The 25225-nt window shown below is 74.2% G+C and carries 26 protein-coding genes; 9 read left to right on the plus strand and 17 right to left on the minus strand.

The annotated features are described in order from the left end of the window. Positions 1–72 precede the first annotated feature (72 nt). Entirely contained in the window at positions 73–1515 is a 1443-nt protein-coding gene (locus ACGF12_RS07575) for an MFS transporter (RefSeq protein WP_393026902.1), read from the minus strand. A gap of 397 nt (positions 1516–1912) precedes the next feature. Here ACGF12_RS07575 and ACGF12_RS07580 point away from each other — a divergent pair, with 397 nt between their 5' ends. From ACGF12_RS07580 to ACGF12_RS07605, 6 genes are all read left to right on the plus strand, one after another. Continuing rightward, a complete protein-coding gene (locus ACGF12_RS07580; RefSeq protein ID WP_393026904.1) occupies positions 1913–2410 on the plus strand; it encodes a GNAT family N-acetyltransferase in 498 nt (165 codons plus the stop codon). Between the two features lie 215 nt (positions 2411–2625). After that, positions 2626–3225, plus strand: coding sequence for a class I SAM-dependent methyltransferase (locus tag ACGF12_RS07585; RefSeq protein WP_393026906.1), 600 nt, complete (start codon positions 2626–2628; stop codon positions 3223–3225). 127 nt (positions 3226–3352) lie between these two features. After that, positions 3353–4375: a LuxR C-terminal-related transcriptional regulator gene (locus ACGF12_RS07590; protein ID WP_393026908.1), complete on the plus strand. Its 1023-nt coding sequence runs from the start codon at positions 3353–3355 to the stop codon at positions 4373–4375. Positions 4376–5020: 645 nt separating this feature from the next. After that, entirely contained in the window at positions 5021–5926 is a 906-nt protein-coding gene (locus ACGF12_RS07595) for a hypothetical protein (RefSeq protein ID WP_393026910.1), read from the plus strand. Beyond that, positions 5923–6156, plus strand: a complete 234-nt coding sequence (locus ACGF12_RS07600) for a DUF6087 family protein (protein WP_393026912.1) — start codon at positions 5923–5925, stop codon at positions 6154–6156. Before ACGF12_RS07595 ends, ACGF12_RS07600 begins: the two co-directional genes overlap by 4 nt. Before the next feature lie 145 nt (positions 6157–6301). Continuing rightward, the gene (locus ACGF12_RS07605) at positions 6302–6739 is read left to right on the plus strand and encodes a Fur family transcriptional regulator (RefSeq protein ID WP_393026914.1); all 438 of its coding nucleotides are present in this window, start codon (positions 6302–6304) and stop codon (positions 6737–6739) included. A 23-nt stretch (positions 6740–6762) separates the two neighbouring features. On the opposite strand, the gene ACGF12_RS07610 is transcribed toward ACGF12_RS07605, so the two are convergent. From ACGF12_RS07610 to asnB, 6 genes are all read right to left on the minus strand, one after another. Further along, on the minus strand, positions 6763–7113 hold the full coding sequence (locus tag ACGF12_RS07610) for a hypothetical protein (RefSeq protein ID WP_393026916.1): 351 nt from the start codon (positions 7111–7113) through the stop codon (positions 6763–6765). A 440-nt stretch (positions 7114–7553) separates the two neighbouring features. Beyond that, positions 7554–8891, minus strand: a complete 1338-nt coding sequence (gene mshA, locus ACGF12_RS07615) for a D-inositol-3-phosphate glycosyltransferase (RefSeq protein WP_393026918.1) — start codon at positions 8889–8891, stop codon at positions 7554–7556. 131 nt (positions 8892–9022) lie between these two features. Next, positions 9023–10594, minus strand: coding sequence for a class I tRNA ligase family protein (locus ACGF12_RS07620; protein ID WP_393026920.1), 1572 nt, complete (start codon positions 10592–10594; stop codon positions 9023–9025). A gap of 83 nt (positions 10595–10677) precedes the next feature. Next, complete coding sequence (locus ACGF12_RS07625) at positions 10678–11406, minus strand: SDR family oxidoreductase (protein ID WP_393026922.1); 729 nt, start codon at positions 11404–11406, stop codon at positions 10678–10680. A 243-nt stretch (positions 11407–11649) separates the two neighbouring features. After that, positions 11650–12588, minus strand: a complete 939-nt coding sequence (locus ACGF12_RS07630; protein WP_393026924.1) for a PrpF domain-containing protein — start codon at positions 12586–12588, stop codon at positions 11650–11652. Continuing rightward, positions 12585–14360: an asparagine synthase (glutamine-hydrolyzing) gene (asnB, locus tag ACGF12_RS07635; protein WP_393026926.1), complete on the minus strand. Its 1776-nt coding sequence runs from the start codon at positions 14358–14360 to the stop codon at positions 12585–12587. Before asnB ends, ACGF12_RS07630 begins: the two co-directional genes overlap by 4 nt. Positions 14361–14527: 167 nt before the next feature. On the opposite strand from asnB, the gene ACGF12_RS07640 reads away from it, so the two are divergent. After that, entirely contained in the window at positions 14528–15244 is a 717-nt protein-coding gene (locus ACGF12_RS07640; protein ID WP_393026928.1) for a PIG-L deacetylase family protein, read from the plus strand. Between the two features lie 30 nt (positions 15245–15274). On the opposite strand, the gene ACGF12_RS07645 is transcribed toward ACGF12_RS07640, so the two are convergent. The 10 genes from ACGF12_RS07645 to ACGF12_RS07690 all read right to left on the minus strand — a co-directional run bounded on the left by ACGF12_RS07645 (position 15275) and on the right by ACGF12_RS07690 (position 23638). Next, positions 15275–15919: a maleylpyruvate isomerase family mycothiol-dependent enzyme gene (locus ACGF12_RS07645; RefSeq protein ID WP_393026930.1), complete on the minus strand. Its 645-nt coding sequence runs from the start codon at positions 15917–15919 to the stop codon at positions 15275–15277. Between the two features lie 12 nt (positions 15920–15931). Further along, on the minus strand, positions 15932–16888 hold the full coding sequence (gene metF / locus ACGF12_RS07650) for a methylenetetrahydrofolate reductase [NAD(P)H] (RefSeq protein WP_393026932.1): 957 nt from the start codon (positions 16886–16888) through the stop codon (positions 15932–15934). A gap of 254 nt (positions 16889–17142) precedes the next feature. Next, positions 17143–17385 carry an acyl carrier protein gene (locus ACGF12_RS07655; protein WP_393026934.1) on the minus strand — a complete coding sequence of 81 codons (243 nt, stop codon included), beginning with the start codon at positions 17383–17385 and terminating at the stop codon, positions 17143–17145. Positions 17386–17440: 55 nt separating this feature from the next. Then, positions 17441–17857 (minus strand): holo-ACP synthase, encoded by a 417-nt coding sequence (locus ACGF12_RS07660; protein ID WP_393026936.1) that lies wholly within the window; start codon positions 17855–17857, stop codon positions 17441–17443. A gap of 1 nt (position 17858) precedes the next feature. Continuing rightward, the gene (locus ACGF12_RS07665) at positions 17859–18746 is read right to left on the minus strand and encodes a hypothetical protein (RefSeq protein ID WP_393026938.1); all 888 of its coding nucleotides are present in this window, start codon (positions 18744–18746) and stop codon (positions 17859–17861) included. 75 nt (positions 18747–18821) lie between these two features. After that, the gene (locus ACGF12_RS07670; protein ID WP_393026940.1) at positions 18822–19718 is read right to left on the minus strand and encodes a diiron oxygenase; all 897 of its coding nucleotides are present in this window, start codon (positions 19716–19718) and stop codon (positions 18822–18824) included. 43 nt (positions 19719–19761) lie between these two features. Next, entirely contained in the window at positions 19762–20802 is a 1041-nt protein-coding gene (locus ACGF12_RS07675) for a class I SAM-dependent methyltransferase (RefSeq protein ID WP_393026942.1), read from the minus strand. 29 nt (positions 20803–20831) lie between these two features. Then, positions 20832–21659: a class I SAM-dependent methyltransferase gene (locus ACGF12_RS07680; protein WP_393026944.1), complete on the minus strand. Its 828-nt coding sequence runs from the start codon at positions 21657–21659 to the stop codon at positions 20832–20834. 74 nt (positions 21660–21733) lie between these two features. Next, on the minus strand, positions 21734–22261 hold the full coding sequence (locus ACGF12_RS07685; protein WP_393026946.1) for a MaoC family dehydratase: 528 nt from the start codon (positions 22259–22261) through the stop codon (positions 21734–21736). A 156-nt stretch (positions 22262–22417) separates the two neighbouring features. Further along, a complete protein-coding gene (locus tag ACGF12_RS07690; protein WP_393026948.1) occupies positions 22418–23638 on the minus strand; it encodes a trans-sulfuration enzyme family protein in 1221 nt (406 codons plus the stop codon). Positions 23639–23838: 200 nt separating this feature from the next. On the opposite strand from ACGF12_RS07690, the gene ACGF12_RS07695 reads away from it, so the two are divergent. Continuing rightward, positions 23839–24207: a BlaI/MecI/CopY family transcriptional regulator gene (locus ACGF12_RS07695; RefSeq protein WP_393026950.1), complete on the plus strand. Its 369-nt coding sequence runs from the start codon at positions 23839–23841 to the stop codon at positions 24205–24207. Continuing rightward, positions 24204–25097, plus strand: coding sequence for a M56 family metallopeptidase (locus tag ACGF12_RS07700; RefSeq protein ID WP_393026952.1), 894 nt, complete (start codon positions 24204–24206; stop codon positions 25095–25097). Before ACGF12_RS07695 ends, ACGF12_RS07700 begins: the two co-directional genes overlap by 4 nt. Positions 25098–25225: the final 128 nt, after the last annotated feature.

Raw genomic sequence — 25225 nt, forward strand, 5'->3', positions numbered from 1 at the left:
CCCCGTACGGAGGGGAGGGACGGGGCGGACCGGGGTCGGGGTCCGCCCCGCGAGGGGGTGGGGGGGACGGCCTCACGCGACCGTCGCGGAGTGCGCCTCGGGGGCCGGGGCGGCGGCCGCCTCGGGGCGCGGGGTGCGCAGGGTGGCCACCGCGAGCACACCGCCGACCAGGGCGATCGCCGCGGCGCCGATGAAGGCGGCGGAGAAGCCGGAGGTCAGGCCCTCGACGGTGGTGTCCGTGGTCTGCGCGCCGGCCAGGGCGGTCATCGCGGCCAGGCCGAGCGCCGAGCCGACCTGGTAGCCGGTGTTGACGATGCCGGAGGCGAGGCCGCCCTCCTCCGGGGGCGCGCTGGAGATCGCGGTGCCCAGCGAGGGGATGAAGGCGAGCGCCATGCCGATCGCGGCGACCAGCGAGGCGGGCAGCACGTCGGTCCAGAAGTTGCCGTCCGAGCGGGCCAGCGAGAGCCCGCCGAGGCCGACGGCCAGGGCGATCATGCCGGTGACGACCAGCGGCTTGGGGCCGAAGCGGGCGATCAGCCGGGGCGCCAGGGTGATCATGATGGCCATGATCGCGACGGTCATCGGCAGCAGGGCCGCGCCGCTGGCGAAGGCGCCCAGGTGGAGCACCTGCTGGAGGTACAGGTTGAGGAAGAACCACATCGGCACCCAGGCCGCGGCCAGCAGGAACTGGGCGAGGTTGGCGGCGCCGAGGTTCGGCACCCGGAAGATGCTCAGCCGCATCAGCGGCTCGCGGCGCTTGGACTGGATGACCAGGAAGGCGATCAGCAGCACGGCGGCGCCGGCCAGGGTCAGCAGGGTCGGGGCGGAGGCCCAACCCGCCTCCGGGGCGCGGACGATGGCGTACACCGCGGCGGCCAGGCCGCCGGTGACGGTGAGCGCGCCGAGGATGTCGATGCCACCGCTGCGTCGGGGGGCGTGCGGCATCAGCGACGGGGTGGCGATCAGCGCGATCAGGACCACCGGGATGTTGATGTAGAACACCCACGGCCAGCTGATGTACTGGGTGATCAGGCCGCCGAGGAAGACGCCCGCGGTGCCGCCGGCCGGGGCCGCCGCGCCGTACAGGGCGAAGGCCTTGGTGAGCTCCTTCGGGTTGCCGCCGAAGAGCATCATCAGCAGGGTGAGCGCCGAGGGGGCGATCATCGCGGCGCCGAGGCCCTGGACGGCGCGGCCGGCCAGCTCGGTCGGGACGTTCTGGGCAAGCCCGGCGACCAGCGAGCCGACGCCGAGGACGGCCCAGCCGGTGCTGAACAGGCGGCGGGCGCCGAGCAGGTCGGACAGTCGGCCGCCGAGCAGGAGCAGGCCGCCGAAGGCGACCACGTAGGCGTTGAAGACCCAGGACAGGTTCTCCTGGCTGAAGCCGAGGTCGTCCTTCATCTTGGGCAGCGCCACCCCGATGATCGAGGTGTCCATGATCACCATGAACTGGGCGGCGGCGATCAGCGCCAGTGCGCGCCACCTCCGGGGGTTCGGCCCGGTGTTGTCGGTTGCCATCTCTTACTCCCTACCCGTTAGGGGTATCAGCCGGGGCGGGAAGACCCACGGCATACGTCAGTGGTCGTCAACTGCCCTTCCAGGCATGCCGGAAAGGCCGGATCGGCGACCCCGGTGAAGACGCTGCCGAGCATACCCTAGGGGGGTAGGGTTTAACCCGTGGAAGTCGGAGGGTCATGGAGGCGCGGCGGGGTGGGGGGTATCCGCCCCCGGGGGTGCGGCCGGGCGCCGGACGGCTACCCAGCAGGCCGGAAGCAGCACGGCGCCCGGCCCCCGGCTATCCGTTTCCTAAGTAAATTCGCAGAACTCCCTTGATTGGAGCCTGACTTGATTTCGCCATAGGGCTCCGCTCTACTGGCCTCCCGAACCCCCCGCGCGCCGAAAAGAGGACCGAACGATGGACTCCACGGTGGAGCTGCGTCCCGCCCGCCAGAGCGAGGCCGTCGCCATCTCCCGGCTCCTCGCGGACTGCTGGCGCCAGGACTACGCGGAGTACCTCGGCGGCCAGCGCACCGAGCACCTGATCGCCACCTACTGCCCGGTCGGCCGGATCACCGTCGAGATCTCCGGCTCCGGCGCCGGGGACGGCTGGCTCGGCTGGCTCGTCGCCGACCACGACGAGCAGGTGGTCGGCGCGGCCGCCGGCGGCATCGCCACCATCGGATCCGGCGAGGTCTACACGCTGTGCGTGGCCGGCGAGCACCGCCGCCGGGGCATCGGCGGCGGCCTGCTCGCCGCCCTCACCGAGCAGCAGCAGGGCCGCGGCGCGGCCGAACAGTGGGTGGGCGCGCACGGCCCCGACGACCCCTCGCTCCCCTTCCTCTCCCGGCAGGGCTTCACCGCCGACGCCGGGCAGTCCTCCCCCACGGGTATCCGGCTGCGGCGCACCCTCTGACGGTGAGTACGGGGTAGGGGTATCCGCTCTCCTGTCGAAGGTCTCCCGCCAAAGGTCTCCTGCCGAAGGTCTCCGGGCTTCAGCACTCGTGGCGTCCACCGGCCGCGGCGCGAACACGCCGTCGCCGCACCTCCTCCGGGCCGAACTCCGGGCGCAGAATGAAGTCACCGCCCCCTTCGCCCAGTTCGGGCAACTTCCCACCTCCCGGAGGAGCCATGCTGCTGCGCACCGGACGCCCGGTCGGCACCCTGCGCACCGTTCCACGCCCCACCGCCGACCCTCTCCCGCACGGCGCCGACATCCTCGACTACCTGCGCGCCGCCCGCGCCACCGGCGGACCCGTCCTCGACCTCGGCGCCGGCTCCGGCCGCTTCGCCGTCCCCCTCGCCCGCCAGGGCTTCGACGTCGACGCCGTCGACCGCGACCCGGCCCGGCTCGCCCGGCTGCGTACCTGGGCCGGCACCCTGCCCGAGACCCACCCCGGCCGGGTCACCACCATCCGCGCCGAACTCGCCGAGCTCACCCTGCACCGCCGCTACGGCCTGGTCATGATGGCCGGCGGCCTGATCCTCGAACTCCCCGACCGAGTCCGGCCGCTGCTGCTGCGGGAGATCGCCGCACACCTGAGCAGGGACGGCGTGCTCGCCCTCGACTGGATCGCCCCCGACCACCCGGGCACCGCACCCGGCACCACTTCGGGCGGCACCCCGCCCGCCGACCTGCGCGCCTGCGGACTGCGCGTCCTGCGGCGCGACCGCCGCCCGCTGGCCGGCGGCCGCTCCAGCACCTTCCTGCTCTGCGGCCGACGCGGCTGAGCGGTCCACGGCCGGGGACCACGCCCCGCCCCCTCCGAACGCCCGCTCGCAGCACCCCTGTTGTGTTGCTGGAATGTAACTCGACGTCAGGTAGCATGCTCTGCACGTTCGACGTGGAGGGGGCGACATGGCGACATCGAGCGGAGGCAAATCCTCCGAGCAGGCACTGTCCGTCTATCGCGAACTCCGAGCCCGCGGCTCCCGGCCGTTCTCCCAGCTCACCGACGTGCTCGGCCTCACCGAGACCCAGGCCGCCGAATGCTGGGCCGAGTTGGAGTCACTCGGCCTGATCACCGGCACCGGCGCAGACACAAGCACCGGTCCGCAGGCCGAGGCGCACGCCACCGCCGTCGACCCCGAGGTCGCCCTGCTGCGCATCCTCGCCCGCGAGACCCAGGAGGCGCGCGAGCGCCAGGAGCGCACCGAACTCACCTTCGCCGCCGTCGAGGAGCTCACCAGACGCTACCTGCGCGGCGGCGGCGCCGTGCCCTCCGAGGTCGAGGTCGAGGTGCTGACCGGCCGCAGCCGCATCCAGCAGACCCTGGAGGGCATCTCCGACACGGTCCACACCGAGATCGCCTCGATGCACCCCGGTGCCCTGCCCACCGGCGACTTCCTCACCGCCGGGCTCGACCGCGACCGCCGCCTGATCGAGGGCGGCGCCCGGGTCCGCGCCATCTACCAGCAGCGCTTCCTCTCCGTCCCGGCACTCGCCGAGTACTTCCACCGGCAGATCGAACTCGGCGTGGAGGTACGGCTCGCAGCGGTCGTCCCGCTCAACATGATCCTCAGCGACCGCCGCCTCGCCCTGCTGCCGATCGACCCGGAGGACGTCGACGCCGGCGCCATCCTCGCCCGCGGCTCCGCACTGGTCCGCTCGTACACCGCGCTCTACGACTACTGCTGGCACACCTCCGCCGTCCTCGGCCGCACCGAGGACTACCAGCACGGCGCCGACCGGCTCACCGACCAGCAGCAGGCGGCGATCCGGATGCTCGCCGCGGGCATGAAGGACGAGAAGATCGCCCGCTCCCTCGGCATCTCCCTGCGCACCCTCAGCCGCCTGCTCTCCGAGGTCATGCAGGAACTCGGCGCCTCCAGCCGCTTCGAGGCGGGGGTGCGGGCGACCAAGCTCGGCTGGCTGGACTGACGTTCGTGACGGGTCGTGATCGCTCCTCGTAACGGGTCGTGACCGGTCTGCGGGCCCGCGACCGGCGTCCTAGCCTGGTGGAACAGCCGGCCCGTCGCCCCCGGCGACGGCTGGCCCTCGCAGGACTTCGGCAAGGACGGCACGGCCGCCTCCTACCAGGCCGAGGCGCTGCTCATCGGCCCCTACCCGCTGGGATTCCTGGCCCGGTACGTCCGCGCCGGCGGCTTCACCGCCGCGCTCGACCTGCCCGAGCCGGCGATCGGCCGGGAGGCCGCCGAACTGGTCCGCGGCCGGCTGCGCGCGGCCGCCGCCACCGGGGCGGACCTCCGACGCGAGGTCCTGTTCGCCCGCCGGCTCGCCTCGGTCGCCCTGCTCACCGCCTGATCCTCCGGGGGGCCGTCGTTCTGGGCACCGGTGACGAACTCGCCGACCGGCCGGCCGCTGACGGAGAGCACCCGTCCGGGCCGTGACCCACTACGCCTCAGCTCTCTCATCGGTATGCGATTCGTGCCGCAATTCCACCTGACTGGACTCATGGCGTCACACCTTTGACATATCCGGAATGACAGCCATAAGGGCTCTCATTACGTTCATCGCAGGTCGGTCGCCTGGCCGGCGTCCGCGAGAGAGACAGAGAGAAGTGACATGCTCACGCGTACATTAACTGTGGCCGCTGCCGGAATAGGCGCGACAGTCCTTGCAGCCACCGGCATCACCTACGCCTCACCCTCCGGATCCACCTCGGTGCTCCCGTCCGTCCAACAACCGACAGCCCAGCCTGGCCAGCCGGCGGCCCCGCCCGCCCAACAAGCCGCCCCGGCCCCGGCCCCGGCCCCGGCCGCGGCCGCCGCCGGCGGCGGCAGTGCAGGCGGAGAGAAGAACGCGGGCGGCGGGCACGACAACGGCGGCGGTGGCGGTCGCGACAACGGCGGCGGTGGCGGCGGCGGTGGCGGCCGCGACAACGGCGGCGGCGGCGGTGGCGGCGGTGGCGGCGGCGGTGGCGGCCGCGACAACGGCGGCGGCGGCGGTGGCGGCGGTCGCGACAACGGCGGCGGCGGCGGTGGCGGCGGTCGCGACAACGGCGGCGGCGGCGGCGGCGGTGGCGGTCGCGACAACGGCGGCGGCGGCGGCGGTGGCGGTCGCGACAACGGCGGCGGCGGCGGTGGCGGTCGCGACAACGGCGGCGGCGGCGGACGTGAAGGCGGCGGACGTGAAGGCGGCGGACGTGAGGGCGGCGGACGCGGCCACCACAAGGAGGGAAGGATCTTCATCAACGAACGTACGTACTCCGCCGGCACCGAGGGCTGCATCACCGCGGCCAGCGGCCTGGGCGCCAGAAGCTTCAACATTCGCAACGAGAGCTGGAGGACCGTCGAGGTCTTCCGCGGCTTCAACTGCGACAACGGCGGTCCGGTCGCCGTCGTGGGCCCCCACAGCTCCAACAACGGCGTGAGAGCCCGTGGCCTCGACGAGGACGAGTGGGGTGGCGACTGGGATTGCGAGGGCGTCGTGGGCAGCTTCCGGGTGATCGGCCACCACCGCGAGTGGTGACAGCCTGCCGGAAGCGGGCGCTACGCGGCTTCGAGGCCGCCGCATACTCGCATCAGTGCCTCCCCCGCCTGTTCTCCCGTTGGGACGGCTACCAGTGGGCACCGGAGTCGATCACGGTCGACTCCGCCGCTGCCCGACGAGTGCCGAACGGGATCGAGGGCGACGGGGTGGTCCACATGTCGGCACCTCAGCCACGCAGGACCCGCGTGGGCAAGCACCGTACGACCTGATCCACCCGGAAGCACGAGACGCCCCTCCTCCGCGGAGAGGGGCGTCTCGTGCTTCCGCCCGGCGGGCGGCGGTTTTCCGGGGCGGCCGGTCCCGGCGTGCAAGCTACGATGGGACCAAATCTTTGGTCGACCCGGGTAGGGGCTGATGACGCGCGAGACTCTGGCTGCGGACCGCGAGGCCGCCGTTCAGCAGCTGCGGGACGTGGGGTTGCGGGTGACCGGGCCGCGGCTGGAGGTGCTGCAGTTGCTGGCGGCCGAGCCGCACCAGGACGTCGAGTCGATCACCGAGGCGGCGCGGGAGCGGTTGGGGACGCTGACCAGCCAGGCGGTCTACGAGATGCTGCGCAACTTCCTGGAGACCGGGCTGGTGCGCAAGTTCGAACGGCCGGGCCGGACGGCGGTGTTCGAGTTGTCCGGGCCGCCGCACCACCACGCGCTGTGCAGCCGGTGCGGGCGGGTGGCGAACGTCGAGGTGGAGGCGCCGGCGCCGCCCCGGAAGGGGCTGCGCGGCTGGCGGGTGGACGACACCGAGCTGGTCTTCCACGGGGAGTGCCCGGACTGCCGGGGGCGCCGGCCGGAGTGACCGGCCGGCGCCCCTGAGGTCGGTCAGCCGGCGGCCGGAGTGGCGGAGGGCCAGACGATGCCGGCCTGCACCGCGCCCGCCGGGGCGGGGGCGGAGGGGGTCGGGGCCGGCCAGACGATGGCCGCCCGCGCCACGCCGGGCTGGGGCGAGGCGGCCGGGGTGGTGGAGGGCCAGACGATGCCGGCCTGCACCGCGCCCGCCGGGGCGGGGGCGGTGGGCGTCGGGGCCGGCCAGACGATGCCGTTGTCCGCCGGACGCGCGGTGGTCGTCGCGGACCCTTCGACGGCCAGGACCACGCCGGTCGCGGCGGCGGCGAGGGCCACCGGGGCGAGCAGGCGGACGGCGGTACGACGGGTGCGCAGGCGAGCGAACATGCTGGTTCCTCCAGGAAACGGTGGGTGGGGCGCTCCTCGGAGTCCGTGCCGTCGGCCTCCGGGGCGCTGAATCCATGGTGTCCCGGAGCACCCAGCCGACTCCAGTGATTCCTGAGTCGCGCTCAGGCCATGGCGCACTTCTGCCACAGAAGGGGATCCACCGGTTCCGCCGTCGACCGCAGGTGCCGTTGCCGCTTGGCAGTTGACGTCTGGCGTCCACCAGTTCGAATGTCCCCAAATATTTGGTCGAGCCAAATATCGTGCTACCCTCCTGCCGAGGGTGGGGTGACCCGCCTCTCGCGCGGGTGCGGCCCCGTCTCCTCCAGGACGGGCCGACCCGCCAAGGGCAGGGGCGTGCCGTCGCCCCTGCCCACCCCCGTCCGCCAGGCCCAGCAGGCCGCCAGGCCCAGCAGGCCGCCAGGCCCAGCAGGCCGCCAGGCTCAGCAGGCCGCCGGGACCAGTGCGGCGAGCGCCCGGCGCTCCGCGACCGCCGCCGCGTACACCTCGGCGGTGGCGCTCGCGCAGGCGTCCCAGCCGAACCCTCCGGCGTGCCGGACCGCCGCCCGGCCCAGCCGTTCCCGCTCCCCCGGCCCGTCGGCCAGGCGCTCCAGCACGGCCGCGTAGTCCGCCGGCCGGTGGCCCTCGACCAGGTGTCCGGTCACCCCGCCCCGGACGGCCACCGGGAGCCCGCCCACCGCCGCCGCCAGCACCGGCGTGCCGCAGGCCTGGGACTCCAGGGCGACCAGCCCGAAGGACTCGCTGTGCGAAGGCATTACCAGGACGTCCGCCGCCCGGTACCAGTCCGCCAGCGCCGCCCGGTCGGCCGCCGGCCGGAACCGCGCCCGCTCCCCCAACCCGAGCCGGGCCGCCAACTCCCGGCAGCCGTCCGGGCGCAGCGCCCCCGTGCCGCTCGCCCCACCGATCAGCGGGACGACCGTACGGGCGGCCAGGTCCGGGCGGCGGGCCAGCAGTTCGCCGACGGCGTGGAGCAGTACGTCGGGGCCCTTGAGCGGCTGGATCCGTCCGACGAACAGCGGCAGGAACGCGTCCTGCGGCAGGCCCAGCCGGTGTCTGGCGGCCGACCGGCCGTCGCCGGGGTGGAAGACGGCGAGGTCCACCCCGGGGTGCACCACCGAGATCCGGGCCGGATCGGCGTCGTAGCACCTGGCCAACTCCCCGGCTTCGGTGGCGGTGTTGGCCACCAGCCGGTCGGCCCGCGCGGCGAGCGCGCACTCGCCGAGGATGCGCTCGCGCGGCTCGGGGCGGTCCCCGACGGCCAGGGCCGCGTTCTTGGTCCGGGCCATGGTGTGCATCGAGTGCACCAGCGGGACACCCCAGCGGCGGCCGAGCGCCAGGCCGACCTGCCCGGACAGCCAGTAGTGCGCGTGCAGCACGTCGTAGCGGCGGCGCTCGGCGGCCGCCGTCCGGGCCAGCTCGGCGGTGAACTCGGCGAGGACGCCGGGCAGTTCCTCCTTGGCCAGCGGACCCGACCCGCCCGCGCGCAGGTGCCGCACCCGCACCCCGGGGTCGGCGGGCACGGTGCCCGGGGCGTCGGCGCCGGTGGCGCGGGTGTAGACGTCCACCTCGATGCCGTCCAGGGCGAGGCGGCGGGCGAGTTCACGGACGTAGACGTTCATGCCCCCGGCGTCGCCGGTGCCGGGCCGGCGCAGCGGGGAGGTGTGCACGCTGAGCACGGCGACCCGCCGTACGGGCGGCGCTCCGGCGGTGGGGCGCCGCAGCGGGACGGGCCGGAACGGGAGCCGAGTGGGGCTGGGCATCGCGGGTCTCCTTCGGTGGGGGACTGTGTCGGGGCGGGCGGGCAGCGGAAAGGCCCGCTCGACGGTGAGCGGGCCTTTCCTCCGGATGGCAGGGAGTGGCTGTCAGTGGGCCTCGGGAGTGGGCCTCGGAATCAGAAGCCGAAGAGCGGGCCGGTGGGCGGGGACGGTCGGGTCCCCGGGCGGGGCGCCGCCAGCGCCTCGACGGTGATCGGCCCGCCGGGTTCGTCACCGAGGGCCCGCGCCAGCCGGGTCGCGCCCTCCGGCATCACCGGCCAGGCCCAGGCGGCCAGCGCCCGGGCCACCGCCAACTGCCCGGCCAGCGCGGCCCGGTGGCAGGAGCGCTGCTCGGCACGGTCCCGCTCGTACGCGTTGACCAGCTGGAACTCGCCGACCAGCCGGACGACTTCGTCCAGCAGCGCGACCGCGCGGCGCGGGTCGAAGTTCTCCGGCGCGTAGGCGGTGCGCAGTTCGGCCGCGGTGCCGGCCAGCCGGTCGCGCAGGTAGGTCCAGCCGTGGCCGCCGGGGGCGGCGTCGGGGACGACGCCGTGGCAGTCCTCGCGCACCGCGGCGAACAGCCGGACCAGCCACGGGTTCCAGTCGTCCTCCAGCACCTGGCGGGAGCGGTCCAGGCCGTCCAGCGAGAAGTCGGTGGACCGGCCGACCGGCCGCTGCGCGAGCACGTGCCGGCGCAGCGCGTCCGAGCCGGCCTCGGTGAGGGCGTCCAGTGCCCACACCGCGTGCCGCTCGCCGGTGGACATCCGCCGGCCGAAGTAGCGGTAGGCCTCGTTGACCTGGTGGCCGGCCGGTGTCGGCCGGCCCAGGTGCAGCAGCAGCGCGGGCAGCAGGGCGACCTGGAGGTGCGCGTGGTCGAAGCCGAAGAAGTGCAGCGGGCCGCTTCCGGCCCCCTGCTCGGCCAGCAGGTGCGCGGCCACCGCCTCGAAGCGGGAGTCCACCCGCTGCTCCTCGAAGCCGGGTACGGTCACCTCCACGCCCCAGTCCGCCGGGTGGCTCACCGCCACGTCGGCCAGGCCGTCCCGGGCGAGCTGCTCGCACAGCACGGTCAGCCGCGGCGGCATCGGGGTGGCCGCCCAGTGCTCCAGCAGGGCGGTGCGGTGGGCCTCCAGCGGGAGGTAGAGGCGGCGGTACTGCCGCAGCACGGCCGGGGTGCCGCACAGCACGCAGGCCGGGCGCAGCAGGTCCCCGCAGTCGTTGGGCCGGGCGCAGGTGCGGCACACGTTGCCGCCCGAGGTGGCGCCGCAGTACGGGCAGCCGCCGGTGACCAGCACGTCGTGCAGCCAGCGCTCGCAGGGCTGGCAGTAGGGCAGCAGCCGGCTGCGCGCCACCACGACCCCGTCGGCGTACAGGCGGGCGAGCAGGTCCTGTACGTGGGCGGGGTAGCCGGGCTCGCGGGCGGGGTGCAGCAGCGCGTCGAACTCGACGCCGGCCCGCCGCCAGTCCACCGTGATGCTCTCCGCGTAGCCGTCCGCCACCTCCTCGGCCTTGCGGCCCTGCAGCAGCGCGCAGAGCCGCACTGCCGTGTGGTGCTGGTCGATCCCCGTGCTCAGCCGCACCGGCCTGCCGTCCGCCCGCAGGAAGCGCCGCAGCACGTCCGCCGCGACGTACGGCCCGGCCAGGTGCCCCACGTGCAGCTCGCCGTTGGGCACGGGTGCGGTGGCGGTGATCCGGATGGGTGTTGTCGTCATGACGGGCCTCCTTGCCGTCGGGTTGCCCCCGTGGTTCTGGCTCGCTGTTCCGGCCCGCTGTTCCGGCCCGCTCCGGGGCCCGGTCAACGAGGCTCGAAGTGGAAGGACCGGATGAAGCAGTCCCTGGGTTGGTCGACCGCGAAGGTCAGGCAGTCGAACAGGGCCTGCGCGGTGAGCCGTTCGCGCGGTCCCTGGTGGGCGCCGTCCCATTCGGCGGCGGCGGGGTCGGAGGTGGAGAAGTCCGGCGGGTAGAGCGCCATCACCCGCACCCCGGACGGCCGCAGCCGGCGCGCCAGTACTTCGGCGAACCCGGCCTGGGCGGACTTCGCGGCGTGGAAGGCGTCGTGGGCGGGCGAGCCGTCGGCGGCGTCCAGGCCGGAGACGGACACCATGTTGACGATGTCCGGGCGCTGGGAGAGCCGCAGCAGCGGGAGGAAGTGCTTCACCATCAGGACGGTGCCGGCGGCGGTCGCGCCGATCGTCTCCACGATCTGCTCGTCCGAGGCATCGTCCAGCGCGACCCCGCCGAGCCAGCGGGCGCCGTTGTTGACCAGCAGGTCCACCCGGTCGGTCAACTCCCCTACCTGGCGGGCGAACCGGGCGATCTCGGCGGGCCGGCTCAGGTCGCACCCGAAGGTGTGGATCCGCTCCCGCGCCGCCCCTTCGATCTGCCCGCCGACCACCTCCGCGGCCGCCTTCGTCCGCGCCGACACGAACACCTCGGCCCCCAGGTGGGCGAACCCCACCGCCAGCGACCGGCCGAACGGGCGGGAGGCGCCGGTGACGACGACCCGCAGATTCTGGAATCTCATGGAACGTCCCTCTGTCGTGCGGCCTGACGAATGCGGGGAAGGCACAGCGGCAGCCCGGCGGCGCGGATACGGGAAGGGCGGGGCACGGGCAGTGGTGCCGCCGGCCCCGCTCGCGGCACGGAGACCGCGTACGACCCATCGTTCCAGCCCGGTCGGCACGGAAAGGCCGCTCGGCACGGCGTGCCCCCGCCGTGGCGTGTGGCCGCCACGACGGGTAACCAAGGACCCGGGCGCGGACGGCGCTCAGGCGGCGGGGCGGACTCCGTGCTCCGGGGTGAGGGCGAACGCACCGATCAGCCGGGCCCGCTTGTGCGGGACGCTGACGCGGCTGAGCTGTGGGCCGCTCGACTCGACCGTGACGGCGGTGGGGCCGGCCGGGGTGAGGAAGGGGGTGCCCGGGGCGGCGAGGTGGTGCGGGAGGGTGCCGGGGAGGGTGAGGGCCGCGGCGAGGCAGACGGCGCCGGTGAGGGCGAGGGTCGGGTGCCAGCCGGTGGGGGTGAGGGCGCGGACCGGCAGACCGGCGGGTTCCGGACGGGTGACCAGGGCGAGTTTGGGCAGGGCACCGGCGGCGGGGAGGCCGAGGAGGGCGGCTGCGGCCGCGCGGATCGGGGCGAGGCGGGCGGCGACGGCCGGGCCGGCGGCGAACAGGGCGCGGCTGTCCGGGAGGTGGAGCTCGGCGGCGTCGAGGAAGACGTACGGGTTGCCGAGCGCGACGAGGGAGGCGGTGAAGGCGCCGACGGCGGTGCGCAGCACCTCGCGCGGACGCCCGGTCGGCAGGAGGTCGCCCGCGGCAGGCTCGTAGTGGAGGGTGAACTCCCCCGGCCCGCACGGCTCGACCAGCAGCGCCCCGCCGCGGGCCCGCAGCCGGACCGGCGCCCCCGCCCGCACCCAGCCCCACCGCGCCGCGACCAGCGCCGCCGCGAGCCCCGAGTGCCCGCAGGCGGCGCCGAAGTCGAACCGCTCGGCCCGGCCGGGCAGGGCCTGGACGAAGCGGTAGTCGAGGTCGTACCCGGGCCGCCCGGACGGCCGGAGCAGGGCGAACTTCAGCACCCGCCCCGGCAGCCGCCGCCGGATCGCGGCGAGCGCGGCCCGCAGCCGCCACTCGTCGGCGGGCAGCCGGGTGGCGTCCAGGACCAGCGTGGGGCAGGGCGCGCCCACGGCCTGGGCGAGGTGCGCGATCACGGTCGGGCCGATTCGCCGTCCGCCCAGAGCTGGTGGACCAGCAGCGCCCAGACCGCCCGCGCGGTGGTGTCGTCGGGGGCGGCGGACTGCCGGTCGAGCAGGGCGGTGACGCGGTCGGGGCGCAGCCGCCCGTCGCGGCGGACCCGCTCGGGGGCGAGGACGTCCCGGGCGAAGGCGGTGAGCGGCTGCCCGGGGGCGAGCATGGCGGTGACCGGCAGGGTGAAGGGCTGCTTGGGCCTGCGGAGCACGGAATCGGGGACGAGGCCGCGGGCGGCGGCGTAGAGCGGCTTCTTGACCCGGCCACCGGAGACCTTGAGGTGCCCGGGCAGGCGGTGGGCGAGGCCGCGGACGGCGGGCTGGCAGTAGGGCAGCCGGACCTCGACGGCGCAGGCCATGCTGAGGTGGTCGACCCGGCGCAGGTGGTAGGCGGGCATCCGCAGGCCGGTCTCGAAGCGCCAGATCGCGGCCATCCGGTCGTCCGACTCCGGTAGCAGCGGCGGCTCGTCCTCGTCCGGGACCAGTTCGGCCCGGTACTCGTCGGTGTACAGCCGCCGCCGCAGCGCCGCCGGCACCGCCGCGACCTGGTCCAGGTAGGCGCCGGTCCACGGCTGCCCGGCCGGGGTGGCGACGGCGTCGCGGATCCGGTCGTAGCCGCCGAACAGCTCGTCCGCGCCGTCGCCGGTGAGCGCGACGGTGAAGCCCGCCGCGCGGACGGCGGCGAACAGGGCGTGGCTGGAGGCGGTGATCGGGTCGGCGTTGGGCTGGCCGAGGTGGGCGACGGTGCGGGGCAGCAGTTCGGGCAGGGCGGCCGGGTCGAGTTCGACCTCGTGGTGGACGGCGCCGCAGTGCCGGGCGACCTCGGCGGCGTAGCGGCGTTCGTCGGCGGGCCAGCGGCCGGGGTGGACCAGGGTGAAGGTGTGCAGGTCGGGCAGGTGCTGTCCGGCGAGGGCGGCGACCAGTGCGGAGTCCAGGCCGCCGCTGGCGACCACGGCCACCGGCACGTCGGCCCGGGCGAGCCGCCCGACCTCCCGGTGGAGGACGGCCAGGGTGTCGCGCCCGGCGGCGGCCTCGTCCACCGGGAGCACCTCACCGGCAGGCTCAGGGCGCCGGACGATGCGCAGCCCCGCCGTCCGGCTGAACCGCGCCACGGCGGCCGGCGGCAGGGTGCGCACGTGCCGGTACACGGTGCGCTCGCCGAGCGGCGTGCGGTGGCGCAGGTACTGGTCGAGGCCGGGCTCCCAGCGCTCGCGCCGTACGGAGGGGAAGGCGAGCAGCGCGGGCAGCTCGGAGGCGAACTGCAGGCCTTCGCCGTCCCGGTGGTAGTAGAGCGGCTTCATGCCGGACGGGTCGGTGGCCAGCAGCAGTTCGGGTTCGGCGGCCCGCAGGTCGAGCACGGCGATCGCGTACATCCCGTCGAGTTGCTCGACGAAGGCGGGCCCGTACTCGGCGTAGAGCGCGGGCAGGACGGAGCCGTCGCAGCGGTCGGGCACCCGGTGGCCGCGGGCGAGCAGGCGGCGGCGCAGTTCGGCGTGGTTGTAGATCTCGCCGTTGAACGCCACCAGGATGCCGTCCTCCAGGACGTGCCCGAGCCGGTACGGCTGGTCGCCGCCGTGCGGGTCGGTGACGGCCAGCCGGTTGCAGCCGAGGGCCCAGCCGTCGCCGGTCAGGACGCACTGGCGGTCGGGTCCGCCGTGGTGCTGGCGGGCCGAGACGCGGGCCAGGTCGGCCCGGCCGGCCGGGCCGCCGCCGAGCCGGCCGAAGATCCTGCACATCGCGTGTTCCCCTTCCCGGTTTTCCCAGCCCAGTCATTGGGCTGCGCCAAATCTTTGTCTGGCCTTCATGTCCTCATCGCGCCATGGCCGGTGTGCGCCAGCCGATTCCGTTGTGCACCGGCCCGGCGGGCGACGAAGCTGGCGTGGTCCCGCCGAGAGGAGGCCTGATGACCGCGCACCCCGCGCCCCGACGCGCCCTGGTGGTGACCGCGCACCCCGACGACACCGAGTTCTGCGTCGCCGGCACGGTGATGCGGTGGACCGCCGCGGGCGCCGAGGTGACCTACTGCGTGCTCACCGACGGCGACAACGGCGGCTACGACACCGCCCTGCCCCGGCAGAGCATCGGCCCGCTGCGCCGCGCCGAGCAGCGGGCCGCCGCCGGGTACACCGGGGTGCGGGAGGTGCGCTTCCTCGGCCATCCCGACGGCCGGCTGGAGCCCACCATGGAGCTGCGCCGGGACATCGTCCGGGTGATCCGCCAGGTCCGGCCGGAGGTCGTGGTGCTGCCCAGCCCGGAGATCAACTGGGCCCGGATCGCCGACACGCACCCCGACCACCGGGCGGCCGGCGAGGCGGCACTGCGGGCCGTCTACCCGGACGCCCGCAACCCCTTCGCCCACCCGGAGCTGGCGGCGCTGGGGCTGGAGGCCTGGGAGGTATCGGAGATCTGGCTGATCATGGGCCCGACGCCCAACCGCTTCGTGGACGTCACCGACCTGTTCGAGCGCAAGCTCGCCGCGCTGCGGCTGCACACCTCGCAGACCGCCCACCTGGACGACCTGAAGGTGCTGCTGCACCGCTGGCAGACCGAGCACGCCGTGGCCGGCGGCCTGCCCGAGGGCCGGCTCGCCGAGGCGTTCCAGGTGGTCCGGCTGGGCTGAGACACCCACCGTCCGCCCGGGCCGGTACACCTACCGGTAGATGACCAGCTCCTCGCGGACGGCCCCGGCCAGCCGGTAGCGCTCCGGCCGGACCGGGCGCCCGGTGTACATCCTGATCAAGGTGCCCTCGTCGCAGCTGAGTTCGGCCACCGCCCGGCCGTCGACGACATTGCCCATCACCCAGTCCCCGCACGGGGTGACCGCGCAGACCCGCGGGGTGAGGCGCTCGCGGCTGACGGTGGCGAGCAGGGCGAGCGCGTCCTCCGTCCCGAGGCTCTCGTACGCCCCGGGGACGCCGAGCGCCTCCCGGACGTCCCCGGCGTGCACCCACTCGCCGAGCGCGATCACGTCCAGCTCACCGTCCGCCGCCTCGATGGCCGGGCCCGCCTCGGCCATGCCGGACTCCAGCTCGTCCAGGATCCGCCGCACCGGCCAGTCGGCGCGCTCGGCGACGTCGGCGGCGTTGTGCTCGGGGGTGAAGCCGGGCAGTCGGCCCTCGACGATGCGCATCAGCGCGGCGCCGCAGTGGGCGAGCAGCTCGCGCACCGTCCAGTCCGGACAGGCGGTGGGCAGCTCGAACCGCTCCAGCGGGGTGTCGCGCAGCAGGGGCAGCAGGGTCTCGCGCTCGGTGCGCAGGAGTCTGCCCGGGCGCGCCGGGTCGCGGGTGGTGATCATGGGGCTCTCCCGTCAGATAGGACTGCTGATCAGTGGCCGGGCCTCGCGCTCCCGCGGGAGGCGGTCCAGCCCTCGGACAAGTCCGAGGTTGTGGTGGATCTCCAGGGCGGCGGTGGAGCGGTTCAGGGTGATGAAGTGCAGGCCGGGCGCCCCCTCCCGGAGCAGCCGCTCGGCCAGCCGGGTCGCGTGCTCGACGCCGATCCGGTGCGCCGCCGCGCGGTCGCCGCGGGCCGCCTCCAGCTGCCCGGCCAGGCCCTCCGGGAAGGAGGCGCCGCTCAGCTCGGCGAAGCGGGCGATCTGGCGGACGTCGGTGGCGGGCATGATCTCCGGGATGACCGGGGTGTCGCAGCCCGCCGCGGCGAGCCGGTCGCGCAGCCGCAGGTAGTGCTCGATCTCGAAGAACATCTGGGTGACGGCGTAGTCGGCGCCCGCCCGGCACTTCGCGGTGAAGTGCCGGATGTCGTCCTCCCAGTCCGTGGAGCGCGGGTGGCGCTCCGGGAAGGCCGCCACGCCGACCGAGAAGGCACCGAACTCCTTGACCAGGTGCACCAGTTCGATCGCGTGGCGCAGGCCCTGCGGGTGCGGCTCCCAGGCGCCGTTCGGGTTGCCCGGCGGGTCGCCGCGCAGCGCGAGCACGTCGCGGATCCCGACGTCCGCGTAGCGCCGCAGGATGGCCTGGAGTTCCGCGGTGGAGTGGCCGACGGCGGTCAGGTGGGCCACCGGGCGCAGGGTGGTCTGCGCGGCGATCCGCTCGGTCGTCCCGATGGTGCGGTCCCGCGAGGAGCCGCCGGCGCCGTAGGTGACCGAGACGAAGGTCGGCGCGACCGCCTCCACCCGCCGGATCGCGGCCCACAGGGCGCGCTCGCCGGCCTCGTCCTTGGCCGGGAAGAACTCGAAGGAGTACGTCCGCTCGCCCGCCGCGAGGATCTCGCGCAGGCCGCGCGGGCCGCTCCGGATGATCTGGTCCATGGCTGTCACCTCGTGTGGTGGGGTCGGTCGGCTGTCCGGGACTGCGGCCGGCCCGGTACGCGGGCGGCCGCGCCCATCCTGCCCGTCGACCGCAACAGCACTGGTACAAGGCCGACTTGAGGCCAGGTCGAGAGCCGCTGGAGGACGCGGCCGCCGCTCGGGACGAGGGCGGCGGCCGCGTCCTGCCCGGGGGCCTGTCTTCGAACTCCCGCCTGCGGGAGTCCGAAGACAGGCCCGGGCGCGTTCGCCGAGCGTCAGTGGACGGCCGCGGTGAGGAAGCGCTCCTCGATGATCCGCAGCGTGCGCAGGTGGTCGACCTCCAGCGCGGTCATGTCGATCTTCCGGCCGCTGACCTGCTCCAGCAGGAAGACGAACTCGACGAAGGAGAGCGAGTCGATCAGCCGGTTCTCGATCAGGTCGAGGTCGGGGGCGATGTCGGTCCGCTCGGGGTGGCGCTTGAGGATCCAGGCCTTGATCGGCTGCAGGGTGTCGGACACGGTCGTACTCCTTTGTCGTGGTGCGAGTGGGGGTGGGGGCAGTGGATTCGAGGGCTCAGGCGGCTGGGATCGGCGCGCCGACGGCGACGGCGTAGTCCACGTCGTGGCTGATGCTCACGGTGATCCCGCTGATGCCGGCCTCGGCGGCCAACCGGGCGGCTCGGCCGTGCAGTTCGATCAGCGGCCAGCCGCCGGCGGCCTTGCGGACCTCGATGTCGAGCCAGGGCAGGATGCTGTCGGCGACCCGCAGGGTCTTGAAGGCGGCCTCCTTGGCCGCGATCCGGCCGCACACGGCGAGCACGTTGATCCCGTCCTCGGTGCGGCAGTCGGCCAGTTCGCCTCCGGTGAGCAGCTTGGCGAGGATCGACTCGCCGTGCTCACCGAGCAGTTCGCGCACCCGTCCGGCCGAGACGATGTCCATGCCGAGGTGGGCCCAGCCGGCGGGGGGCCCGGGCTCCGCGGCGGCGGTCATCTCAGACCGCCGTACCGGCCTGCCGGGCGGCCTGCTCGACGGCGGCGGTGGCCGCCTCCCAGCTGCCGTGCCGGCGGGTCAGGGCGGAGAGCCAGCGCTCCAGGCCGAAGGCCGCGCAGCTGGTGAAGGCGGCCTCGCCGGTACCGGCGACGGTGATGCCGCAGCGCTCGCCGAAGAAGTTGCGGTGCACGTTGACCGAGGCGATCGCCAGGCCGTCGTACAGGAACTCCCATTTGACCGGCGAGAGTTGCTGGAGCAGCAGGCGGGCGCCGCCGCGGTCGTAGAACGGGTCGGTGGCCACCTCCTTGCGCAGCGGCAGGTCGAGCGCCTCGGCGAAGGAGGTGATCCGCTCGGTGAAGGCGCTCAGGTGCGCCTCGGTGTGCTCGCGCGAGCCGATGGCGATCACCTCGCGCATGTGGAAGCCGAGGATCCGGCGCAGGTCGTGGTACTCGGTCTCCTTGCGGAAGCACCGGCCGACCACGGTGACCAGGGTGCCGTCGGCGAGCTCGCGGCCGGCATGGTGCAGGTAGACGGCGTAGCAGGCGGCCGAGGGCAGGGCCAGCGCGGCCGGTTCCAGCGCCTGGTGCGGGAAGGTGCCGGCGGCGGCGTCGAAGGGGTGCCCGGCGCGCGCGTCGAGGTCGAGCGGGGCGGCCAGGATCGCCTGGTGCGGGAAGTTGTCGTAGTAGTCGAGCCGGGCCAGGTCGGCGGCGGGCAGCAGGGCCGGCATGGTGAGCGGGGTTGCCCCGGCCCGGGTGCCCCAGCCGGCGAAGGTGTCGTCGAGCAGGCGCAGCAGGGCGGTGGCCTCCGGGCCGAGGGCGAACAGGCCGCCCGGCTCGGCTCCTTGGACCGGTTGGACCGGTTGGACCGGTGGTGCTTCGATGGGACTCATCGGTACCTCGTGGGGTCTCGGTGGTCGTGGGTTCTCAACAGGGGGCTCGCAGGGAGCTCGGGGATCGCAGGGGGCTCAGCCGACCGGCAGGGTGTCGTCGGTGAACAGGCCGATCTTGCGGAAGAAGGCCATCGGCTTGCGGATCACCCGCCGCTCGGCCTCGCGCCGGCCCGGGTCGGCGATGATCGCGGCGCGCAGGGCGAGCGGGTCGGCGATCCCGGCGTCCCGGTAGATCTCCGGGTTGTAGAAGGAGTTGAGGCTGTAGACGATGTACCGCTTGACGTACGCCTCGACCTCGCGCAGTCGGCTCCCGTCCACCTTCTCGCACATCAACCCGTAGAGGTGGGCCACCAGTTCGCGACCGAAGGCGATGTGCCGGGACTCGTCCTCGTGGTGGATCGCGTTGACCTGGCGGATGGTGCGGGAGAGCCGTTCGTCCTGCCCCATCGCCATGTTGTAGTGGTCGACCATCTCCTCGAAGAACAGGATCCGGGCGAAGACCAGGAAGTTCTCCACCTCCGGCTCGTGGCGCGGGGAGGCGAGCTTGAACGCCGGCGGCTGGTAGATCTTGCCGCCGTAGCGCAGACAGAACTCGGAGAAGAACCACATGTGTTCGTTCTCCTCGCCGATGAAGTGGTGGAAGAAGTCCGAGGGAACCTCGAAGCCCGGCATGTGGATCCGGTTGACCACCTCGATGAGGAGTTCACGGATGCCGTGCACGTTCAGGCTGTAGAAGTTGATGCTCTCCCACTTGGAGAGGCGCTTGCGGGTGGCCTCGTCCAGCTTCTCCAGCTCGGCGGTGCCGGCCGGGGAGATGAGCTCGGGGCTCATCCACCACTGGTCCTCTTCGAGGCTCTCGGGCCACTCGAAGCGCTGGTACGGGTTGTAGTAGTCGTCGATGGCCTTCTGGGAGAGGCGGTCGAGGAGCTCGCGGAAGCGATCGGTGACACGGAGCTCGGGCGCGGTGGTCATGGGGGTCACTCCTGGTCGAGAGGTCCGAGGGGACCGAGGGGTCTCAGCGGCGGGCCTGGTAGACCGCGCTGACGGCGGTCTCGGCGGCGCGGCGCCAGCGGGTGAAGCCGGCCTCCTCGGCGATGGCGCGCAGCGCCTGCTCGCCGGAGTGGTTGCCGAGGGCGTGCGGGCCCTGCTGGGCGGCGGCCACCGGCAGACACATCACGGCGGAGAGGCTCATGAACATCCGGCCGGCCGGGTTGCGGTTGTCGGCGAGGGCGGCGCGGGCGTTGGGTTCGACGATCATCCAGACGCCGTCCTCCGCCAGCGCCTGGTGCGCCCACCGGGCGGCCGGGACGGGGTGGCCGAGGTCGTGCAGCACGTTGAAGTAGCTGACCAGGTCGTAGTCCCGGCCGGGGAAGGCGTCGGCGGGGGCGACCTCGAAGCGCACCCGCTCGGCGAGACCGGCCTGCCGGGCCAGTTCGCGGGCGTGCTCGATGGCGGCGGCGGAGTAGTCGAAGCCGGTGAACTCGGCCTCCGGGAAGGCCCGGGCCATGATCAGGGTCGAGTGGCCGACCCCGCAGCCGACGTCGGCGACCTTTCCGCCGGCCCGCAGCCGGTCGGTCACGCCGTCCAGGGCGGGCAGCCAGTGCTGGACGAGGTTCGCCCGGTAGCCGGGCAGGAAGAAGGCGCCCATGCCGGTGTCCAGCGCGTCGTCGTGGTCGGACCACTCGACGCCGCCGCCCTCGCGGTAGGCGCGCACCAGCTGGTCCTCGGTGGCGTAGAGGGCCTTGAGGGCGGTGAAGAAGGCGGCCACGAAGGCCGGGTCGTCGGTGTCCGCCAGGACGGCGGCGTGCTCCTCGGGCAGCAGGTAGCTGCCCTCAGCGGGGTCGTGCACCAGGTAGTCGGCGCTGGTCTGGGCGTGCAGCCACTCGGCGGCGTAGCGCCGGTCCAACCCAGCCTTGGCGGCGAACTCCTCGGCGGTGAGCGGGCCGGCGCCAGCCAGTGCCCGGTAGAGGCCGAGGCGTTCGCCGAGCGCGACGGTCAGGCCGCGCACGGCCGCGGCGGCGTCGTCGATCACCCGGTCACGGAAGGGGGTGGTCATGGGGAACCTCCGGGGCTCAGGATTCTTGATCAGGCCGGGTCGGCGGTGAACAGGAAGGACCGCGGCACGCCCGGCACGTCGCGGGCCACCACCGGGTACGGCCAGCGGCCGAACTCGGCTCCCTCATCGCCGGGCTGGCGCACCTCGCGGGCCTGCCAGCCGCACTCGGCGAGGAACTCCTCGGGCCGGTCGGTGCCGAACCGCCAGGGCGCGCCGTCCTCGGCGAGCGCGGACAGGAACGGCCGGGCCATCGGGTTGATCAGCGACACCCGGCTGGCGAAGTCGCCGAGCAGCACGCTGCCGTCGGCGGAGAGCTTGCGGACGGTGCCCAGCAGGCGGCGCACGTCCTCCTCGGCGAGGAAGAACATCAGGCCCTCGATCACCCACAGGGTGGGCTGGTTCGGGCGGAAGCCGGCCAGCAGCAGCAGCTCGGTCCACTTCCCCGCGAGGTCCACGGCCACCGGGTGCCGGGTCAGGCCGGCCGGCGGCTCGACCCCGCCGAGCAGCTCGTCCTTGGCCAACAGCAGGGCTGGGCGGTCGAGTTCGTAGACCTTGGTGCCCTCGGCCCAGCAGTCCAGCCGGAACGGGCGGGTGTCCATCCCGGTGGCCACGAAGACCACCTGGCGGATGCCCTGCCCAGCGACCGCCTCGGCCACCGCCCGGTCGAGGTAGCCGGTGCGGATGGCCAGGTACTCGACGGTGCCGGCGCCCGCGTAGCGCTCCAGCAGGGTGAAGCCGGTGTCGGCGGCGACGGTGCGGGCGTACGGGTCGACGAAGACGGCGTCCGGCCGCTCGGACTCCAGCGCGCGGGCGGCGGCCGTCCACTGGGCGGTTTTCGAGACTGCTTCCATGGCCATGGGGTGGGCTCCCTGGATCGAGACTGGTGGGGGCTGGTTCGCGCCGGGGCGTACGTCGGGAGGTACGCCGCGTTTCACGCCGGGGTCCATGCCGCCGGGACGGGCTGCGCGGGGCCCGGGTGCACCGGGTCCACGGAGAGCGGCGTGCCGCCGCCGTTCCGGGTGAGGCGGCGCTCGAAGATGCTGTGCAGGATCATGCTGAAGACCAACCGGCCCTCGCTGTCGGTGAGTTCGCAGCGGGGCTGGACGATCCCGGTGGACGGCCGGCCGAGCGAGGGGGCGGCACCGACGACCCGCACCCGGGCGGTCAGCACGTCCCCGGGCCGGACCGGGCGGTGGTAGCGGATCTCGTCCACGCCGGGCGAGCCGACGCAGGCGCTGTCGGCGAGCAGCCCGTCGACGTAGCGGCGCATGAACAGGCCGGCGGTCTGCCAGCCGCTCGCGATCAGCCCGCCGTACGGCGAGGCGGCCGCGAGCTCCGGGTCCACGTGGAAGGGCTGCGGGTCGTACCTCTCGCCGAAGGCGACGATCTCGTCCGCGGTCACGGTCACGGTGCCGAGTTCGAACGCGTCGCCGGGCTTGAAGTCCTCGAAGAAGTACACGGATTCCCCTGCCGTCGGCACCGGGCGGCACTGGACGCACGGACCCCGGCGCGGGCTGTTGAGACTCCCTCACCGTAAGCACGGCCAATGATTTGGTCAACCCAAAAGAACGGGAGAGTCAGGAAAAGCACCGGGACCCGACCGGCAGGGAAGGTGTCAGACCAGGTCCGACAGGGCCTGCCCGAGGTCGCGCCAGAGGTCTTCCGCGTCCTCGATGCCGACCGACAGCCGGACCGTCCCCGGGCCGATCCCGGCCGCCCCGAGCTGCTCGTCGCCCAGTTCGCGGTGCGAGGTGGAGGCCGGATGGGTCACCAGGGTCTCCACCCCGCCGATGGACAGCGCGAGGCGGGCCAGCCGGACGGCCCCGATGAAGCGGCGGCCCGCCTCCCGGCCGCCGGCCAGGTCGAAGGAGAGCATCCCGCCGTAGCCGTCCAGCAGCCGGTCCGCCACCGCGCGGTCCGGATGCTGCGGCAGGCCCGGCCAGTGCACCGCCGCCACCGCCGGGTGCGCGGCCAGCCTGCCGGCCAGCAGCGCGGCGTTCTCACCGTGCGCGCGCATCCGCACCGCCAGCGTCTGCAGCCCTCGGATGGTCAGCCAGGCGGCGAACGGGTCCGGGGTGGCGCCGAGCTCGACCGCGCGGGTCCACACGGCGCGGTGCAGCTCGCGGTCGGCGAAGACCGCCACCCCGCCCAGCACGTCGCTGTGCCCGGCCAGGTACTTGGTGCTGGAGTGCACCACCACGTCCGCGCCGTGCTCGATCGGACGGCAGAGCAGCGGCGAGGCCAGCGAGTTGTCCACCACCCCGAGCAGCCCGTGCGCCCGGCCGGCCGCCAGCAGTGCGGGCAGGTCGCAGACCCGGGTGGTCGGGTTGGCGATGGTCTCCAGCAGGAGCAGCCGGCTGTTGGGCCGCCGGGCGGCGGCGATCTCCCCGGGGTGCTCGGCATCCAGGTAGCTGGTCTCGATGCCGTAGCGGCGGCCGAGGTCGGCGAGCACCGAGTAGGTGCCGCCGTACAGGCACTTCTGGGCCAGCACGTGATCGCCCGGCTGGAGCAGGGACAGCAGCACGGCGCTCATCGCGCCCATGCCGGAGGCCGAGGCGATCGCCGCCGCGCCCCCCTCCAGCGCGGCCACCGCCCGCTCCAGGGCGCGCACCGTCGGGTTGCCGCGCCGGGTGTAGACGAAGTCGCCCTCCGGGCCGGCCATCGCCGCGGCGATCGCGTCCGCGTCGTCGAAGGCGAAGCCGGTGGTCTGGTGGATCGGCACGCTCAGCGGGCCGGTCCGGCCCTCGGCGGCGGCGTGCACCACCAGGGTGCGGGGGTCGATGGAGGGCAGTGAGGTCGGGACGGCCGCCGGCGCGGCCGGTTCGAGAGTCGTCATGGCGCCAGAATGAGCCCGATCCCCCGGGTACTGGCAAGGGGTATCCCGAAATGCCCGGATGATTCCTCGGGCTGACAGGGCTTTTGCTGTGACGTCCTGCACATACCCCACCCCCCTTTGGTAGTTCTCCCTCCCCCTCGGCCGACCCACCGCCTACCATGACGGACGCGACGACCACCACGGCGAGGGGAGCACCGAAGATGCGGCGCTTGGGCGAACTCGAAGCGGAGATCATGGACCGGCTCTGGTCCTGGGGCGACCCGAGTACGGTGCGCAGACTCGTGGACGACCTCAACACCCACCGTCAGATCGCCTACACCACCGTGATGACCGTGGCCGAGATCCTCTACCACAAGGGCCACCTGCGCCGCCGCAAGGAAGGCCGGGTCTGGCTGTACGAGACGGTGCGCAGCCGCGAGGAGTACACCGCCGCGCTGATGGCCGACGCCCTCACCTCCAGCCCCGACCGCTCCACCGCCCTGGCGGCCTTCGCCGAGCAGATCACCCCCGAGGAGCAGCAGGCACTGCGCGCCGCGCTGGAGACGCTGTTGGCCGAGCGCGCCGAATGACCGCCCTGGCGGCGTTCCTCCTCGCGCTGTACGCCGGACTGGTCGGCGCGGCCCTGCCGGGCGCGCTCGCCCGGGCCGCGTGGCCGCAGCGGGCCCCGGCCCTCGCGCTGGCGGCCTGGTTCGGGCTGGCGGCGACCTTCACCGTGGCCGTCGCGCTGGCCGGGTACCACCTCGCGCTGTCCGGCTCCCGGGCGCACGCCCACGGCCTGCTGGCGCTGTTCGAGCCCGGGGCGCCGGTCTCCGGCGCCGAGGGGCCGGCCGTCCTGGTCCCGATCGTGCTCGGCGCGGCCTGGCCGCTCGCCCGGATCGTCCGCGCCGCCCGCCGGGCCCGGCACGACCGGGCCACCCACCTGGACCGGCTCACCCTCGCCGGGCGGCCCGACCCGCAGCTCGGGGCGGTACTGCTGGACCACCCGGTGCCGGTGGCGTACTGCCTGCACCGGGGGCCGGTGGTGATCAGCAGCGGGACGGTCGCCCAGCTGACGGACGGCCAGCTGCGGGCCGTCGTCCAGCACGAGCGCGCCCACCTGGCCGGGCGGCACCACGTCCTGCTGGTGGCCGGGGCCGGCCTCGCCGACGCCTTCCGGGCGCTGCCGCTCGGCCGGGGCCTGCGGGCGCACGTGGCACCGCTGCTGGAGATGCTCGCCGACGACCGGGCGGCCCGCACCTGCCGGCCCGAGGACCTGGCGGCGGCGATGTGCGAGGTCGGCGCGCTGCGGCCCTCCCCCGCCACCCTTCCGGCGGGCGGCGCCCGCACCCTGCTGCGGATGCGGCGGCTGCTGCGCCCGGCGCCCCGGCTGCGGTTCGCGGTGCGGCTGGTGACGGTGGCGCTGATCGCGCTGGGGCCGCTGGCGCCGTACCTGCTCACCTGCGGGCCGACACCGGGCTGAGGCCGGGCCGAGGCCGGGCCCCCGCAGCGGAACCGAGGCCGCGTCAACTCTTCTACTTACCCTAGGGGGGTATGGTATGTTCTCAGTGAAGCAGCCGCCCGGACCACTCCGGAAGGCATCGCGCGCAC

Origin of the sequence: Kitasatospora sp. NPDC048296 (genome assembly GCF_043201815.1) — a bacterium.
Taxonomy (GTDB): Bacteria; Actinomycetota; Actinomycetes; order Streptomycetales; family Streptomycetaceae; genus Kitasatospora.

What these genes read in the sequence shown, in the direction of transcription:
- ACGF12_RS07575 (WP_393026902.1), bottom strand. Translation starts at nt 1,515, where the DNA reads ATGGCAACCGACAACACCGGGCCGAACCCCCGGAGGTGGCGCGCACTG.
- ACGF12_RS07580 (WP_393026904.1), top strand. Translation starts at nt 1,913, where the DNA reads ATGGACTCCACGGTGGAGCTGCGTCCCGCCCGCCAGAGCGAGGCCGTC.
- ACGF12_RS07585 (WP_393026906.1), top strand. Translation starts at nt 2,626, where the DNA reads ATGCTGCTGCGCACCGGACGCCCGGTCGGCACCCTGCGCACCGTTCCA.
- ACGF12_RS07590 (WP_393026908.1), top strand. Translation starts at nt 3,353, where the DNA reads ATGGCGACATCGAGCGGAGGCAAATCCTCCGAGCAGGCACTGTCCGTC.
- ACGF12_RS07595 (WP_393026910.1), top strand. Translation starts at nt 5,021, where the DNA reads ATGCTCACGCGTACATTAACTGTGGCCGCTGCCGGAATAGGCGCGACA.
- ACGF12_RS07605 (WP_393026914.1), top strand. Translation starts at nt 6,302, where the DNA reads ATGACGCGCGAGACTCTGGCTGCGGACCGCGAGGCCGCCGTTCAGCAG.
- ACGF12_RS07610 (WP_393026916.1), bottom strand. Translation starts at nt 7,113, where the DNA reads ATGTTCGCTCGCCTGCGCACCCGTCGTACCGCCGTCCGCCTGCTCGCC.
- mshA (WP_393026918.1), bottom strand. Translation starts at nt 8,891, where the DNA reads ATGCCCAGCCCCACTCGGCTCCCGTTCCGGCCCGTCCCGCTGCGGCGC.
- ACGF12_RS07620 (WP_393026920.1), bottom strand. Translation starts at nt 10,594, where the DNA reads ATGACGACAACACCCATCCGGATCACCGCCACCGCACCCGTGCCCAAC.
- ACGF12_RS07625 (WP_393026922.1), bottom strand. Translation starts at nt 11,406, where the DNA reads ATGAGATTCCAGAATCTGCGGGTCGTCGTCACCGGCGCCTCCCGCCCG.
- asnB (WP_393026926.1), bottom strand. Translation starts at nt 14,360, where the DNA reads ATGTGCAGGATCTTCGGCCGGCTCGGCGGCGGCCCGGCCGGCCGGGCC.
- ACGF12_RS07640 (WP_393026928.1), top strand. Translation starts at nt 14,528, where the DNA reads ATGACCGCGCACCCCGCGCCCCGACGCGCCCTGGTGGTGACCGCGCAC.
- ACGF12_RS07645 (WP_393026930.1), bottom strand. Translation starts at nt 15,919, where the DNA reads ATGATCACCACCCGCGACCCGGCGCGCCCGGGCAGACTCCTGCGCACC.
- metF (WP_393026932.1), bottom strand. Translation starts at nt 16,888, where the DNA reads ATGGACCAGATCATCCGGAGCGGCCCGCGCGGCCTGCGCGAGATCCTC.
- ACGF12_RS07660 (WP_393026936.1), bottom strand. Translation starts at nt 17,857, where the DNA reads ATGACCGCCGCCGCGGAGCCCGGGCCCCCCGCCGGCTGGGCCCACCTC.
- ACGF12_RS07665 (WP_393026938.1), bottom strand. Translation starts at nt 18,746, where the DNA reads ATGAGTCCCATCGAAGCACCACCGGTCCAACCGGTCCAACCGGTCCAA.
- ACGF12_RS07670 (WP_393026940.1), bottom strand. Translation starts at nt 19,718, where the DNA reads ATGACCACCGCGCCCGAGCTCCGTGTCACCGATCGCTTCCGCGAGCTC.
- ACGF12_RS07675 (WP_393026942.1), bottom strand. Translation starts at nt 20,802, where the DNA reads ATGACCACCCCCTTCCGTGACCGGGTGATCGACGACGCCGCCGCGGCC.
- ACGF12_RS07680 (WP_393026944.1), bottom strand. Translation starts at nt 21,659, where the DNA reads ATGGCCATGGAAGCAGTCTCGAAAACCGCCCAGTGGACGGCCGCCGCC.
- ACGF12_RS07690 (WP_393026948.1), bottom strand. Translation starts at nt 23,638, where the DNA reads ATGACGACTCTCGAACCGGCCGCGCCGGCGGCCGTCCCGACCTCACTG.
- ACGF12_RS07695 (WP_393026950.1), top strand. Translation starts at nt 23,839, where the DNA reads ATGCGGCGCTTGGGCGAACTCGAAGCGGAGATCATGGACCGGCTCTGG.
- ACGF12_RS07700 (WP_393026952.1), top strand. Translation starts at nt 24,204, where the DNA reads ATGACCGCCCTGGCGGCGTTCCTCCTCGCGCTGTACGCCGGACTGGTC.